At 71.4% G+C, this 14,359-nt stretch carries 15 protein-coding genes; 12 read left to right on the top strand and 3 right to left on the bottom strand.

Annotation, left to right across the window (positions count from 1 at the left end; translation table 11 throughout):
• Positions 1-140 precede the first annotated feature (140 nt).
• From MET9862_RS16470 to MET9862_RS16450, 5 genes are all read left to right on the top strand, one after another.
• Positions 141-1,016, top strand: a complete 876-nt coding sequence (locus MET9862_RS16470) for a branched-chain amino acid ABC transporter permease (RefSeq protein WP_142583998.1) — start codon at positions 141-143, stop codon at positions 1,014-1,016.
• Positions 1,013-2,794 carry a branched-chain amino acid ABC transporter ATP-binding protein/permease gene (locus MET9862_RS16465; RefSeq protein ID WP_142583997.1) on the top strand — a complete coding sequence of 594 codons (1,782 nt, stop codon included), beginning with the start codon at positions 1,013-1,015 and terminating at the stop codon, positions 2,792-2,794. The genes MET9862_RS16470 and MET9862_RS16465 overlap by 4 nt, the downstream gene beginning before the upstream one ends.
• Positions 2,794-3,531 carry an ABC transporter ATP-binding protein gene (locus tag MET9862_RS16460; RefSeq protein ID WP_142583996.1) on the top strand — a complete coding sequence of 246 codons (738 nt, stop codon included), beginning with the start codon at positions 2,794-2,796 and terminating at the stop codon, positions 3,529-3,531. Before MET9862_RS16465 ends, MET9862_RS16460 begins: the two co-directional genes overlap by 1 nt.
• A gap of 82 nt (positions 3,532-3,613) precedes the next feature.
• Entirely contained in the window at positions 3,614-4,315 is a 702-nt protein-coding gene (locus MET9862_RS16455; protein WP_142583995.1) for a cyclase family protein, read from the top strand.
• Between the two features lie 52 nt (positions 4,316-4,367).
• On the top strand, positions 4,368-5,777 hold the full coding sequence (locus MET9862_RS16450; RefSeq protein ID WP_142583994.1) for an amidase family protein: 1,410 nt from the start codon (positions 4,368-4,370) through the stop codon (positions 5,775-5,777).
• 153 nt (positions 5,778-5,930) lie between these two features.
• Here MET9862_RS16450 and MET9862_RS16445 read toward each other — a convergent pair whose 3' ends face one another.
• Positions 5,931-6,851 carry a LysR substrate-binding domain-containing protein gene (locus tag MET9862_RS16445; RefSeq protein ID WP_210248112.1) on the bottom strand — a complete coding sequence of 307 codons (921 nt, stop codon included), beginning with the start codon at positions 6,849-6,851 and terminating at the stop codon, positions 5,931-5,933.
• Positions 6,852-7,028: 177 nt separating this feature from the next.
• Here MET9862_RS16445 and MET9862_RS16440 point away from each other — a divergent pair, with 177 nt between their 5' ends.
• The 7 genes from MET9862_RS16440 (at position 7,029) to MET9862_RS29445 (ending at position 12,386) form a co-directional block, all read left to right on the top strand.
• A complete protein-coding gene (locus tag MET9862_RS16440) occupies positions 7,029-7,703 on the top strand; it encodes an orotate phosphoribosyltransferase (RefSeq protein WP_142583992.1) in 675 nt (224 codons plus the stop codon).
• Complete coding sequence (locus MET9862_RS16435; protein WP_142583991.1) at positions 7,700-8,950, top strand: hydantoinase/carbamoylase family amidase; 1,251 nt, start codon at positions 7,700-7,702, stop codon at positions 8,948-8,950. The genes MET9862_RS16440 and MET9862_RS16435 overlap by 4 nt, the downstream gene beginning before the upstream one ends.
• A 149-nt stretch (positions 8,951-9,099) precedes the next feature.
• A complete protein-coding gene (locus tag MET9862_RS16430) occupies positions 9,100-9,888 on the top strand; it encodes a transporter substrate-binding domain-containing protein (protein ID WP_142583990.1) in 789 nt (262 codons plus the stop codon).
• Between the two features lie 91 nt (positions 9,889-9,979).
• A complete protein-coding gene (locus MET9862_RS16425; RefSeq protein ID WP_142583989.1) occupies positions 9,980-10,636 on the top strand; it encodes an amino acid ABC transporter permease in 657 nt (218 codons plus the stop codon).
• Between the two features lie 36 nt (positions 10,637-10,672).
• A complete protein-coding gene (locus MET9862_RS16420; RefSeq protein WP_142583988.1) occupies positions 10,673-11,314 on the top strand; it encodes an amino acid ABC transporter permease in 642 nt (213 codons plus the stop codon).
• Complete coding sequence (locus tag MET9862_RS16415; RefSeq protein ID WP_142583987.1) at positions 11,311-12,108, top strand: amino acid ABC transporter ATP-binding protein; 798 nt, start codon at positions 11,311-11,313, stop codon at positions 12,106-12,108. Before MET9862_RS16420 ends, MET9862_RS16415 begins: the two co-directional genes overlap by 4 nt.
• Before the next feature lie 122 nt (positions 12,109-12,230).
• Entirely contained in the window at positions 12,231-12,386 is a 156-nt protein-coding gene (locus MET9862_RS29445) for a hypothetical protein (RefSeq protein ID WP_185156889.1), read from the top strand.
• Between the two features lie 265 nt (positions 12,387-12,651).
• On the opposite strand, the gene cynS is transcribed toward MET9862_RS29445, so the two are convergent.
• Both cynS and MET9862_RS16400 read right to left on the bottom strand, forming a co-directional pair.
• The gene (gene cynS / locus MET9862_RS16405) at positions 12,652-13,140 is read right to left on the bottom strand and encodes a cyanase (protein WP_142583986.1); all 489 of its coding nucleotides are present in this window, start codon (positions 13,138-13,140) and stop codon (positions 12,652-12,654) included.
• A 189-nt stretch (positions 13,141-13,329) separates the two neighbouring features.
• Positions 13,330-14,307, bottom strand: coding sequence for an ABC transporter ATP-binding protein (locus tag MET9862_RS16400; RefSeq protein WP_185156888.1), 978 nt, complete (start codon positions 14,305-14,307; stop codon positions 13,330-13,332).
• Positions 14,308-14,359 lie beyond the last annotated feature (52 nt).

The following is a 14,359-nucleotide window of genomic DNA, read 5'->3' as shown; positions in this document are numbered from 1 at the left end:
GCCGCCTGGCCTTCCCCAGCCGGAGGGGCCGGAGCGGTCCGTCCGGATGCTCCCCGGGCCGGACCGCCCCGCTTCCGCCGATCCGTCCGGCCGCGCGCCGGGAGCCGTCGCGACAGCCATGACGAGGCCCTGACGAGGTCATGACGACCGCTCTGCAATACACCCTCTCGGGCCTCGCGATCGGGGGCATCTACGCCCTGGTCGCGCTCGGCTTCCACGTCATGTGGTCGGCCGCCAAGGCCGTGAACTTCGCCCATGGCGACACCCTGATGATCGGCGCCGTGCTCGCGGTGATGGGCGTCGATGCCGGCCTGCCGCTGCCGCTCGCTTGCCTGCTCGCCATCCTGGCCGGCGCCCTGTTCGGCGTGGCGCTGGAGCGCTTCGCGGTGCGGCCCTTCATCGGCGCCAACGCCTCGATCGGCTGGATGCTCACCACCATCGCAGTGGGCATCATGGCCGAATCCCTCGCCACCATGCAGTTCGGCGGCTTCTCGCGGCCCCTGCCCTCGCCGGGCGTCGGAAGCCCCGTCTCGATCCTCGGCGCGGGCGTCTATCCGCAGGAGCTCGTCATCCCGGCGGTGGCCGTGCTGGCCATGGTGGGCCTCCACCTGATGCAGCGGCGTACCCTCGTCGGGCGGGCCATGCAGGCGGTGGCCCATAACCGGCAGGCGGCGGCTCTGATGGGCATCGACGTCGACCGGATCGTGATGCTCTCCTTCGGCCTCGCGGCCCTGTTCGGTGCCGGAGCGGGCGTGCTCGTCGCCCCCGTGATCCAGGCCTCGGCCAGCATGGGCGTGCTCCTCGGGCTCAAGGGCTTTGCGGTCGCCATCATCGGCGGCATCACCAGCGGGCCGGGCGTCGTGATCGCCGGCCTCGCCTTCGGCGTCATGGAGAAGTTCGTCGAGGGCTACGTCTCGACGGCCGCCCGCGAGATCGTCGGCTTCAGCGCGATGATCCTGGTGCTCCTCGCCTTCCCTCAGGGCCTGTTCGGCCGCCGGGAGATCTTCAAGGTATGAAGGCCCTCCACGCCCTCGGCTTCGCGCTCCTCGCCGCCATTCTCGTCGCCGTGCCGCTGACCTCCGGCAACGAGTACGAGCTGCGCCTGTTCATGCTGTTCCTGATCTACGGCATGATCGCGGTCGGCCTGAACGTCCTCGTGGGCCTCACCGGGCTCGTCTCGCTCGGCCAGGCCGGCCTGTTCGCGCTCGGTGCCTATGCGGGCGCGATCCTGGCGATCCGGCTCGGCCTCGACCTCCTGCTCGCGAGCCTCGGCGCGGCCGTGGTCGCGGGCCTGTTCGGCGCGGCGCTCGCCTATCCGAGCGTGCGGGTGCGCGGCGTCTACCTCGCTGTGGTGACGATCGCCTTCGGCCTCATCGTCGAGAACGTCGCCATCGAGTGGCAGGGCCTGACCGGGGGCACCACCGGGCTCACCAGCATCCCGGGCCCGAACCTCCTCGGCCATCCGCTCTCGGGCTACGCCTTCTACGCGGTGCTCGCCCTCACGCTGTTCCTGGCGACGCTCGCCGCGCACAACCTGAAGCATTCGGGCTACGGCCGGGCGATGCTGGCGGTGGCCCAGAGCGAGACGGCGGCGCGCAGTCTCGGCATCGGCGCCACCGGCATCCGCACGCTGGCCTTCGCGGTCGCGGCGGTGACGGCGGGGATCGCCGGCAGCTTCTACGCCTTCCTCAACGCCTATATCTCGCCCGACATCTTCACCTTCTCGGATTCCGTCCGCTTCCTGCTGATGGTGATCCTGGGGGGCGCGGCCTCGACCTTCGGGCCGGTGCTCGGCGCCTTCATCCTCACCTACCTGCCCGAGGTGCTGCAGCGCTTCGCCGAGTGGCAGAAATTCGCCTACGGCGCGCTGCTGCTGGCGGTGATGTTCGGCCTGCCCGGCGGCATCCTCGGCACGCTGGGTCAGCTCTACGCCCGCCTGCGCCCCGGCCCGCGCGGGGTCGAGCCGGCCGCGGGCACGCCCGCCGCCGAGACCCTGGCGGGCCGCGCCCCCGCCGCTCTGGAGACGGACGGCCTGACCGTGCGCTTCGGCGGCCTCACCGCCCTGAACGCGGCCGGCATCCGCGTCGCCCCCGGGGAGATCCACGCTCTGATCGGCCCGAACGGGGCGGGCAAGTCGACCTTCGTCAACACGATCTCAGGCTTCTACCGGCCGAGCGCGGGCGCGTTCCGCCTCGATGGGACGGACCTTGCCGGCCGGAAGGTCCATGCCATCGCCCGCCTCGGCCTCGCCCGCACCTTCCAGAACACCGAGCTGTTCGGACAGATGACGGTCCTGGAGAACGTCATGGTCGGGGGTTTCACGCATCTCGGCTACCGCCTGCCCGGCGCGATCCTGCGCACGCCCGCCTTCCGCCGCGAGGAGGCCGCCTGCCGGGCCGCCGCGATCGGGCTCCTCGACTTCGTCGGCCTCGCCGACGTGGCCAACGAGCAGGCCCGCTTCCTGCCCTTCGGCCACCAGCGCCGCCTGGAAATCGCCCGGGCGCTCGCCACGCGGCCGCGCCTCCTCCTCCTCGACGAGCCCGCCGCCGGCCTGACCACGCAGGAGATCGACGAGCTCGAGGCGATGATCCGCAGGATCGCCGGGCTCGGGGTCTCGGTGCTGCTGATCGAGCACCATGTCGACCTGATCATGGCGGTCGCCGATACGGTGACGGTGCTCGATTACGGCCAGATCATCGCGAGCGACCGCCCGGAGGCGGTGCAGGCCGACCCGCGGGTGATCGAGGCCTATTTCGGCGGTCCCTCCGCCATCCTCGCCGAGGAGGCCGCCTGATGTCGCACGCTCCCCTGCTCGCGGTCGAGGATCTGGAGGTCCGCTACGGCGCGGCCACGGCGCTGCGCGGCGCGAGCCTCGCCGTGCGGCGCGGCCAGCTCGTCGCGGTGATCGGCAACAACGGCGCGGGCAAGACCTCGCTGATGCGCGGGCTGACCGGCCTCGTGCGCCCGAGCGCCGGCCGCGTCCTGTTCAAGGGCGAGGAGGTCACCCGGCTTCCCGCCCACGCCAAGGTCGCCCGCGGCCTCGCCATGGTGCCGGAGGGGCGCCTGATCTTCCCCGACCAGAGCGTCGAGGACAACCTGATCCTCGGCGCCTACGCCCATGGCGGCCTCCGGACGCCGCGGGCGAAGGAGACCCTGGAGCGGGCGCTCGCCCTCTTCCCGCGCCTGCGCGAGCGGCTGCGCCAGCCCGCCGGCAGCATGTCGGGCGGCGAGCAACAGATGCTCGCCATCGCCCGCGGCCTGATGGCCGAGCCCGACCTCCTCGTCATCGACGAACTCTCGCTCGGCCTCGCGCCGCGGGTCGTCGAGCAATTGATCGGCGTCCTGCGCGACCTCAACCGCCAGGGCCTCACCATTCTTCTCGTCGAGCAGCTCGCCTCCTACGCGCTCGCCATCGCCGACCACGCCTACGTGGTGGCGCAGGGGCGCGTGGTGCGAGACGGCCCGAGCGGGCAGATCGCCCGCGACCCCGAGGTCATGGAGACCTTCCTCGGCAAGAAGAAAGCCGCCTGAGCGGCCGATCCGCGAACCTGGTTCCACGCGGCGCCCCCCGGCGCCGCGAACGCTCCCTCATGCCCGAAGAAAAGGACCCGCCATGTCCCAGCGCGTCGTCGACCTGAGCCTCCTGATCGAGGACAACATGCCGGCTCACAAGCTCTTCCAGCGGCCGGTGATCACCACGCATCTCAGCCACGAGAGCTCGGCCGCCCTCGACCTCGGCGTGCCGGGCGACGCGATGACCTTCCAGACCAACTTCATCGCGATGCTCGACCATGTCGGCACCCACGTGGATGCCTTCCTGCACGTGAACCCGAACGGCCAGCCCGTCGACCAGATGCCGCTGGAGCTGTTCATGGGCAAGGCGGTCTGCTTCGACCTGCGCCACATCCCCGATCTCGGCGACATCACCGTCGCCGACATGGAGGCGGCCGAGGCCAAGAGCGGCGTTCGGGTCGACGGGCACATCGTGCTGCTCTGCACGGGCTTCCACGCCCGCAACTATCCGGGCCTCGATTCCGTCTGGAAGAACCCGCTCCTGACCGCCGAGGCCACGAAATGGCTGCACGAGCGCGGCTCGAGGATGCACGGCGTCGAGGGTCCCTCCACCGACAAGCCGAGCGACAACATCTTCGCCCAGCACCGCCTCTGCCGCGACCTCGGCATGAGCCACTGGGAGTGGCTGGTGAACCTGGAGGCGTTGCTCGGCAAGGGCGAGGTGCAGTTCTTCGGCGTGCCGCTGAAGTTCAAGGGCGGCTCCGGCTCGCCGGTGCGCGCCTTCGCCCTCGTCAACGACTGACCCTGTCGCGGCGCCCCGCGGGGCGCCGCAGCCCGATGCGGAGAGCGCAGCGATGACGAGCGACCTCGACTTCATGACCGCGCTGGACCTGCGCCGCCTGGTCGCGACGCGCGCGGTCTCGCCGGTGGAGCTCACGGAGCGGGCCCTCGCCCGCGCCGAGGCGAGCCAGGCGACGCTCAACGCCTTCTGCCACCTGATGCCGGAGGAGGCCCGCGCCGCCGCCCGGGCCGCCGAGGACGCCGTGATGCGGGGCCAGCCCCTCGGGCTGCTCCACGGCCTGCCGGTCTCGGTGAAGGACCTGATCGCGGTCGCCGGCGTGCCCTACGCCTCGGGCTCGCGCGCCATGGCGGGCAACGTCGCCGCAGCCGACGCGCCCTCGGTCGAGCGGCTGCGTGCGGCCGGCGCGATCATCGTCGGCAAGACCACGACGAGCGAGTTCGGGGCCAAGCCCGTGGGCGATTCACCGCTCACCGGCATCACCCGCCACCCCTGGGACCTCTCCAGGACGCCGGGCGGTTCGAGTGCCGGCGCGGCCGCTTCGGTGGCGGCGGGGATCACGCCCTTCGCGCTCGGCACCGACGGCGGCGGCTCCTTACGCATCCCGGCCGCGCTCACCGGCCTCGTCGGGCTCAAGGCCCAGTTCGGCCGCGTGCCGGTCTGGCCGACCTCGGCGACGCCGACGCTCGCCCATGTCGGCTCGCTCGCCCGCAACGTCGCCGACGCCGCCCTTCTGACGACGGCGGTCGCCGGTCACGATCCGCGCGATCCCTTCGCGGTGGCGGGGCCGGTGCCAGATCTTCTCGGCGCGGCCAAGGCCTCGGTCGCGGGGCTGCGCGTCGCCTGGAGCGCGACCCTCGGCTATGCCCGCCCGGACCCGGAGGTGGCAGCGATCGCGCGTGCCGCCGCCATGGCGCTCGCCGACCAGGGCGCGGTCGTGCGGGAGGTCGAGGCGGTGTTCGAATCCGATCCGGCCGATCTCTGGACCGCCGAATTCTATGCCGGGATCGGGACGCGGCTGCGCGACGTCCTCGAGACGCGCCGCGACCTGCTCGACCCGGCGGTCGCCGACGTGCTCGACGCGGCCCTCGCGCAGGAGATGCGCGCCTATTACGAGACCGTCTTCGCCCGCTACGCCCTGCGGGACCGGATGGCCCGCTTCTTCGCCGATCACGACGTCCTGCTCTCGCCGACCCTGCCGATTTCGGCGCTGGAAGCGGGCCGGAACATTCCGGCGGGCCTGGAGGACCGCAGCCTCGTCTCCTGGGCCTTCTACACCTACCCGTTCAATCTGACGGGCCAGCCCGCGGCCTCCGTCTGCGCCGGGCTCGCCGGGGACGGGATGCCGGTCGGGCTCCAGATCGTCGGCCGCAGCCTCGGCGAGGCGGAGGTGGTCCGCGCCGCCGCGGCGGTCGAGCGGACGAAGCCGCCGGGCTACAATCTTCGGCCGTTCTTGGGGCAGTGAGGTGCAGCCGCGGCGGCGGACATCGCCTTCGACATCCACCCGGTGGGGCGCTTCACAGGCGACCCGGGTCACAGCGCAGCGCGCCTTGAGCGCGTTGGGCCAGGACGCGGTCGCCGTCCGGAACCGGATGATGCGGCCGGCCCCGGATCCGCCTCAGGCGAGCGGCGCGTGCGAGGCCAGCAGGAGGCTCACGAGGCGGCCCGCCGGCTGGGACAGGCGCTCGAAATCGATCGCGTAGATGTTGAGGGTCTGCACGGCCCACGGGTCCGTCAGGACCGCGCCGTGCAGCCGGCGCTCGCCCAGCGCCTGGAAGGCGCCCAGCGCCATCACGCCGATCCCCATGCGGCACTCGATCATCCGGCACATCGCGGAGAGGCTGTCGACCTCGACCCGCTGGCGCAGCCCGCGCCGCGCCTCGCGGGCGGCGCGGGCGAGATGCACCTGCACCGTGCTGCTGCCGCGCATGCCGATCTGCTCGTGGTCGAGCGCCTCCGCGTAGGCGAGGCTGTCCCGGTCGGCCAGCGGATGGTCCGGGTGCATCACCAGAACCAGCCGCTCCGTGCGGTAAGGCCGCGCCTGGAGCGCCCCGACCGGCTCGGCGCCGCCGCAGATGCCGAGATCGGCCGCGCGGTTGGCCACGTCGGCAGCGACGTCCTGGCTGCTGCGCTGGCGCAGATCGATGCGGATATCGGGGTGCGCGCGGGTGAACGATGCCATGTCTGCGGGCAGGAACTGCTCGACCGCCGAAGCGCTGGCGCTGAGGCGCACCCGGCCGCGCACGCCGTTGGCGAACTCGCCGAGTTCGGTACGCAGCTGCTCGACCTCGACCAGGATGTTGAGGGCATGGTGGCGCAGCTGCTCGCCGAGGAAGGTCGGTCGGACCCCGCGGGCATGCCGTTCGAGCAGGCTGCCGCCGACCGCCGATTCGAGCTCGGCGACGCGGCGGCTGAGGGCGGAGGTCGCGATCTGCCCGCGCTCGGCCGCGCGCGCGATGCTGCCGGTCTCGCAGATCAGTTCGAAGAGTTCGAGGGTGCCGAGATCGAGCCGGCGGAGGAAGTGGCGGGGAGACAGCACGGGCGGAATCGGAGCGTTGCGGACGGACCGCCCTTCAGCAAGGCTAATGCCAAGACGCGCCGAGCCATCGCATTTTGCGACGGCTCGGCGCGTTTTTTGAACTTCTCGGCCCGCCGCCTCGGCCCTTAAGGCTGCCCCGCCCGTTCAGACAGCCCAGGTTCCACGAGCGCGACTCTCATGCAGACGACGATCCTCTCGGCGGCCACGTCGGCCGTGGTCGCCGAGGCCCTCACCGATCTCGGCGCCGTGCGCGTCGCGGGCGGCCAGCCCTTCATCTACACCTCGGGCTGGGCGAGCCCGGTCTATGTCGACACGCGCCTGCTGATGTCGGACGTGGACGCCCGCACCCGCGTGATGGACATCGCCGCCCGGCACCTGCAGGCGCGCGTCGCCGAACTCGACGCCGTGGTGGGCGCCGAGAGCACCGGAATCGCCTTCGGGGCCTGGATCGCCGAGCGGCTCGGCCTGCCCTTCCTGTACCTGCGCAAGAAGCCGATGGGCTGGGGCAGCGCGGCCCGGCTGGAGGGGCGCCTGCCGGAGGGGGCCCGCGCGCTCTTCGTGGACGACGTCACCACCGACGGCCGCTCGAAGATCGCGGCGGCGGCGGCGCTGCGGCAGAGCGGCACGCGGATCGCGGACGTGCTGGTGATCCTCGATTACGGCATCTACCCGGGCAGCGCCGAGCGCCTGGCCGAGCAGGGCCTGACGCTGCACGCGCTCACCGGCTGGCCAGCCCTCTCCGCCGCGCTGCGCACGCGTGCGGCGGTCGCTCCCGAAGCCCTCGCGAATCTCGATGCCTTCACTGCCGATCCGGTCGCCTGGTCGGTGGCCAACGGCGGAGTCGGCGCGTGACCCGGCAGGATCGGATCGCGGCCCGCATCCTCGACGAGGTGGCGGAGCTGTCGCGGGACACCGCGGGCGTCACCCGCGAGGCCTACGGGCCGGGCGAGGAACAGGCCATGCAGGCGATCGAGCGGCACGCCGCCGGTCTCGGCCTCGTCTCCGAGCGCGACCGTTTCCAGAACCTCTGGCTGCGCCTGCCCGAGGATGCCCGCACCGCGCCCCCCGTCGTGATCGGCTCGCATCTCGACTCGGTGCCTCAGGGCGGCAACTTCGACGGGCTCGCGGGGGTGCTCGCAGGGCTCCTCGTGCTGGACCGCCTGCGCGAGCGTGCCGAGACCGCCCCGCCCCTGCGCGTGCTGGCGCTGCGCGGCGAGGAGAGCGCGTGGTACGGCAAGGCCTATACCGGCTCGCTGGCCCTCCTCGGACGCCTGCCGGCGAGCGCCCTGGCCCTGCGCCACCGCTCCGGAGCCGGCACCCTCGGGGAGGCGATGGCGCGCTCGGGCGTCGACGTCGACGCGGTCTCCCGCGGCGAGGCTCTGCTGGCGCCGGGCGAGATCGCGGCCTATCTCGAGCTCCACATCGAGCAGGGCCCGGTGATGGTGGCGCGGGGCTGGCCGTCGGCCGTCGTCACGGGCATCCGCGGCAATATCCGCCACACCCGGATCCGCTGCCTCGGCGAGGCCGGGCATTCCGGAGCGGTGCCGCGCTGGCTGCGCCGCGACGCGGTGCTGGCGGTGGCCGAGCTTCTGTCCGGCATGGACGAGCACTGGCGCGTCCTGCTCCAGATGGGCGTCGACCTCGTGATGACGGCGGGCATCTGCACCACGGCAGCCGAATCGCACGCGGTCTCGGTCATCCCGGGCGAGGTCGCCTTCAGCTTCGAGATCCGCAGTCAGGACCCCGAGACGCTGGAGCGCTTCTACGGGCTGTTCCAGGATTCCTGCCAGCAGATCGCGGCCGCGCGCGGCGTCACCTTCGCCTTCGACCCGGCCCTGCACACCGCGCCCGCGGCGATGGACGAGGGCTGGATTGCCCGGATCGAGGCGGCGGGCCAGGCCCGGGGCACGCCCGTCGAGCGGATCCCGAGCGGGGCCGGCCACGATGCCGCGGTCTTCGCGGGCGCCGGCATCCCCTCCGCCATGGTCTTCGTGCGCAACGCCAACGGCTCGCACAACCCGCACGAGGCGATGGAGCGCGGCGACCTGCTCGACGGCGTCGAGCTGCTGGTCGGGGCGCTGACCCGCGGTCCCGGCTGAGGCCGACCGATCCCGGTCCGGGCCCGTGTCGCCCCCGCGCCACAGGGTCCCCTCCCCGGCGCTCCGATCCACCCGCCGGCCGTCTCGGCCGTCCTCCGTCGCACGGGCCTTGCTTAACCGTGCCGTCCCTCACGAACGAGTTATCGACGATGCGTCTGTCCAAACGCGGCCTTCTGCTCGCCCTCGCCCTCACCCCGCTCCTCGCAGGCCCCGCCGCGGCGCAGAACCAGCTCGCGACGATCACCGAGACCAAGGTCGTCAAGATCGGCATCCCGACCGATTACCCGCCCTACGGCTTCGTCGGCGTGGACCTGCAGCCGATGGGGCTCGACGTGGACGTCGCCAACCTCATCGGCGCCAAGCTCGGCGCGAAGGTCGAGCTCGTACCGGTGGTGAGCGCGAACCGCATCCCCTACCTCCAGACCCGGAAGATCGATCTGGTCGTCTCGACGCTGGGCAAGAACGAGGAACGGCAGAAGATCATCGACTTCAGCGTCGCCTACGCGCCGTTCTACCAGGGCATCTTCGCCCCCAAGGCGACGAGCGTCAAAAGCTTCGACGATCTCGCCGGCAAGACCGTCGCGGTGACCCGCGGCGCGATGGAGGACGAGATGCTCGCCAAGGTCGCCCCGCCCGGCACCCAGGTGCAGCGCTTCGAGGACCAGGCGGCCACCACCGCCGCCTTCGCCGCCGGCCAGACCCAGGTGATCGCCACCAGCGTGTCGAACATCGGCATCCTCAGCCGCAAGAACCCGAGCCTCGGCGCCGAGTACAAGCTGCTCCTGCGCGACAGCCCCTGCTTCGTCGGCATCGCCAAGGGCGAGGAGGCGCTGCGCGGCAAGATCAACGAGATCCTGCTCGCCGCCAAGGCCGACGGCACGCTCGAGGCCCTGGCCCAGAAGTGGCTGAAGCGCGGCATCGGCGACCTGCCGCTCTGATCTCCCCTCCGACGGGCCGCCCCGGCGCTCCGCCGCCCAGGCGGCCCGTCCCCGCGCCTCCTCACCGCGCATCCCAGGCTCCCGCGACCCCATGCAGTTCGATTTCTGGAGCATTCTCGTCCAGTGGCCGCTCCTCCTGCGCGGGGCGGCCTGGACGATCGGCCTCACCGCCACGGCGACTCTGCTCGGCGCCGGGCTCGCCGTGGCGGGCGCGTGGGCGCGCACGCAGGGGCCCCGGCCGCTCGGCTGGCTCGTCGGCGCCTATGTGGAGGTGATCCGCAACACGCCCTTCATCGTGCAGCTGTTCTTCATCTTCTTCGGCCTGCCCCAGCTCGGCATCCGGCTCTCGCCGGGCATCGCCGCCGTGACCGCGATGACGATCAATCTCGGCGCCTACGCCGCCGAGATCCTGCGGGCGGGCATCGAGGCGACACCCCGGGGCCAGATCGAGGCAGCCGAGAGCCTCGCCCTGTCGCGGGCACAGATCTTCCTGCACGTCGTGCTGCCGCCGGCCCTCAAGACGGTCTGGCCCGCCTTCGTCAGCCAGATCGTCATCGTGATGCTGGGCTCGGCGGTCTGCGGCCAGATCTCCACCGAGGAGCTGAGCTACGCCACCAACCTGATCCAGAGCCGGAACTTCCGCGCCTTCGAGGCCTACATCGTCGGCACGCTCGGCTATCTGAGCCTCGCGATCCTCCTGCGCCACCTGCTCAATTGGGCGGGCCCGCGCTTCCTGTTCGGGCGGTAGGGCCCGGGCATCCCCAGCTTTCGGGATCGTCGTTCAATGGTCGAGTTCACCCTCTGGGACATCCTGCGCAACCTGCTGCTCGCCGCGCGCTGGACCCTCGTCCTGTCGCTCGTGGCCTTCGTGGGCGGCAGCGTCGTCGGTCTCGGGCTGCTCGTGCTGCGCCTGACCGGCCGCTACGGCGCGGACCGGCTGGTGGCGGCCTATGTCCAGCTCTTCCAGGGCACGCCGCTGCTGATGCAGCTCTTCCTGCTCTATTTCGGGCTGGCGCTGGCGGGTCTGAACACCTCGGCCTGGATCGCCGCGGCGGTGGCGCTCACCCTCTACGCCTCCGCCTACCTCACCGAGATCTGGCGCGGCTGCGTGGCCGCGATCCCGCGCGGGCAGTGGGAGGCCTCGGCGAGCCTCGCGCTGAGCTTCGGCCAGCAGTTCCGCTACGTCATTCTGCCCCAGGCCCGGCGGATCGCGATCGCGCCGACCGTGGGCTTCCTGGTGCAGGTCGTCAAAGCGACCGCGCTCGCCTCGGTGATCGGCTTCGTCGAGCTGACCAAGGCCGGCGGCCTCATCGCCAATGTCAGCTACGAACCGCTGCTGACCTATGGCTGCGTGGCGCTTCTCTATTTCGCGATCTGCTTCCCCATCAGCCAGGTCGCCCGTCTGCTCGAAAGGACCCAGCGATGAGCGCCACCCACCGGACCGCGGCGCCCCCGGAGCCGCATACCCAGGTCGGCGCGCCGATCCTGCGCATCACCGCCCTGCGCAAGTCCTACGGCACGCACGCGGTGCTGAAGGGCATCGACCTCGACGTCGCCCGCGGCGAGGTGGTGGCGATCATCGGCAAGAGCGGCTCGGGCAAGAGCACGCTCCTGCGCTGCATCAACGGCCTCGAGGTCTTCCAGGAGGGCTCGCTGATCGTCGATGGGCGGCACCTGCTCCGCGACAACCCGAAGGCCATGCGCGAATTGCGGCAGGGCGTCGGCATGATCTTCCAGAGCTTCAACCTGTTCCCGCACCTCACGGTCGGCCAGAACGTGATGCTGGCTCCCCAGCTGGTGAAGAAGCGCGCCCGCCAGCAGAATGCGGAGCGGGCGCGTGCCCTGCTGGCGCGGGTGGGGCTGGCGGAGAAGTTCGATGCGATGCCCGACAAGCTCTCGGGCGGCCAGCAGCAGCGCGTCGCCATCGCCCGGGCGCTGGCGATGGATCCGGCCATCATGCTGTGCGACGAGATCACCAGCGCCCTCGATCCCGAGCTCGTCGGCGAGGTGCTGCGCGTGGTCGAGTCCCTGGCGGACGAGGGCATGACCCTGCTGATGGTCACCCACGAGATGAGCTTCGCCCGCAAGGTGGCCGACCGGGTCATCTTCATGCACCAGGGGCTCGTCCACGAGATGGGCCCGCCCGAGACGATCTTCGGTGCTCCGCGGACCCCGGAGCTGCGCCAGTTTCTCGGCCTGATGGAGGGATCGGCCGCCTGACGGCACGCCCGGCCGTGCGCTTCGGAGGCCGCGGCCTGCCCGCGCGCCGCAACCGGTTCCGGACACCATCGGCGGCTGCCGGAGCGGGCGTGTCGAGGAGCTGCTGCTCCCAGAGATAGGCGATGCCGTCGCCGGCAGCGGCGGCCTCCGTCGTTCGGCCACCCGGCCCACAGGCCGCCCGCAAGGTGCGGGAGCTGACCGAGTTGCTGATCGAGCATTTCCAGAGCGCGCCGGAACTCTGGGGCCTGGACGCCGCGGTGCGCGGGCCCAGCGTTTAATGGGCGGCATTCCGCATGCGGCGACACGGGTTCTGCGCCCCGTGCCGCGATCCGCGCCGAAGCCGGCATCGGCTGTCGTTCGGATCTCTGCAGGATGGGCGAGGCTGTGGATCGTTAATGATGCGCAGCCGGCGGCGTGCACGCCGCCGGCCTGACCAATGGGCTAGAGCCGCGCCCGATCGCGTTGCGACGGGGCACGGCTCCAAGCCTTTGTTGTGACGCGCTCTCTTGCGCCGAACCGGCATCCACTTCGGCGGAGAGCGCTCTAACCTTCCTTGAAGCCGTAATCGGGCACGCCTTCCTCATTGCCGTAGTATTTGTAGGGCAGGAACTTGCCCGAGAGGTTCATCTTCACCCGGTCGCCCTTGTTGTTGGCCTCGCGCTCCATGGTCATGTTGAAGTCGATCGCCGACATGATGCCGTCGCCGAACTCCTCCTGGATCAGCTCCTTCCAGGTGGTGCCGTAGACCATCACCAGCTCGTAGAAGCGGTAGATCAGCGGGTCGGTCGGCGGCATCTGCGGGATCGAGCCGCGATAGGGCGCCTCGTTGAGCATGCGCTCCTCGGCGACCGACAGGCCGAACAGCTCGGCCGCCTTCCGGGCCTGGGCCTTGGGCAGCTTCATCTGGCCCATGCAGGCCGCGGTGATCAGGATCGGCGAGATCCCGCCGATCTCCTCCTGGATGTACTTCCAGGTCCAGCCCTTCTCGCGCTTGATGTCGAGCAGCTTCTCGGTGAGGTCTTCGCGCTTCATCGGTACTCTCCGGGTGGCGGCCGCCCCGGCGGGGCGGCGGGTTTCCAAGGGTCGTATCGGGCAGGGATGGGCGACGGGGATGCGCCTGTCTCTGTCCCGCCCCTGGCGGGGCGCGGTCTCGGGCCCTGGCCACCGAGAGGCGGCCTGGGGGCGTGCCCGAGGGGCCGGACGGGGGCTGCCGGCGCGGGATCAGGCGCGCCGGGCAGGCGCCTCGGCCGCGATCGCCGCGGCGTCGGCCTCGCTCAGCGCGGGACGGACGATGGGCGGGTGGCGCGGGTCGTAGTCCTCGGGCATCGCGTCTCGCAGGGTCTTGGAGCGTGTGACGAGGAAATCGATCAGGTGGTTGCGCAGGGCATAGTAGCCAGGCGCGTGGTGGAGCTGCGTGCGGTCCCGGTCTTTCGGCAGCGGGTTCTCAACGATCTCGGCGACCTTCGCCTCCGGCCCGTTCGTCATCAGGACGATCCGGTCGGCGAGGTAGATCGCCTCGTCCACGTCGTGGGTGATCATGAACACGGTCTGCCCGGTCTCGACGCAGATCCGGCGCACCTCGTCCTGCAGCGTGCCGCGGGTGAGCGCGTCGAGCGCCGAGAACGGCTCGTCCATCAGCAGGATCTTCGGATCGATCGACAGGGCCCGGGCGATGCCGACGCGCTGCTTCATGCCGCCCGACAGCTCGGAGGGTCGCTTATGCTCTGACCCGGCGAGGCCCACCGTGGCGATGGCGCGCTTCGCCCGCGCCTCGATCTCGGCCTTCGGCGCCTTCCGCCAACGCGACGAGACCGCGTAGGCGACGTTGCCGAGCACGCTGCGCCAGGGCAGCAGGGCGTGGCCCTGGAAGATCACGGCCCGGTCGAGGCTCGTGCCCTGAATGGCCTGCCCGTCGACGATCACGGCTCCCTCGGAGGGCGCCTCGAGCCCCGCCAGGATGTTCAGCACCGTGGTCTTGCCGCAGCCCGAATGGCCGATCATGCAGACGAACTCGCCGCGGCGCATGGGCAGCCACAGGTTCTCGAAGATCGTGGTGGCTTTCCCCGCAGGCGCCGGGTAGCGCCGGGCGATCCCCTCGATCGAGATGAATTTTTCCGCATTGGGCATACGGCCGGTCCGGGCATCGTGGTCGGGGGCGGCGCGCGCGATGCGCCGCACGAAGGGGAGGAGCTTGCTCATCGGGTGCCTCACTCCGGGAAGGTGACGAGGCGTTGCGCCCGGGCGAGCAACT

The sequence above is a fragment of the Methylobacterium symbioticum genome (assembly GCF_902141845.1).
GTDB classification, from domain to species: Bacteria; Pseudomonadota; Alphaproteobacteria; order Rhizobiales; family Beijerinckiaceae; genus Methylobacterium; species Methylobacterium symbioticum.
Note: the sequence above shows the minus strand (reverse complement) of the source record. Positions and strands in the feature narration are given on the sequence as shown.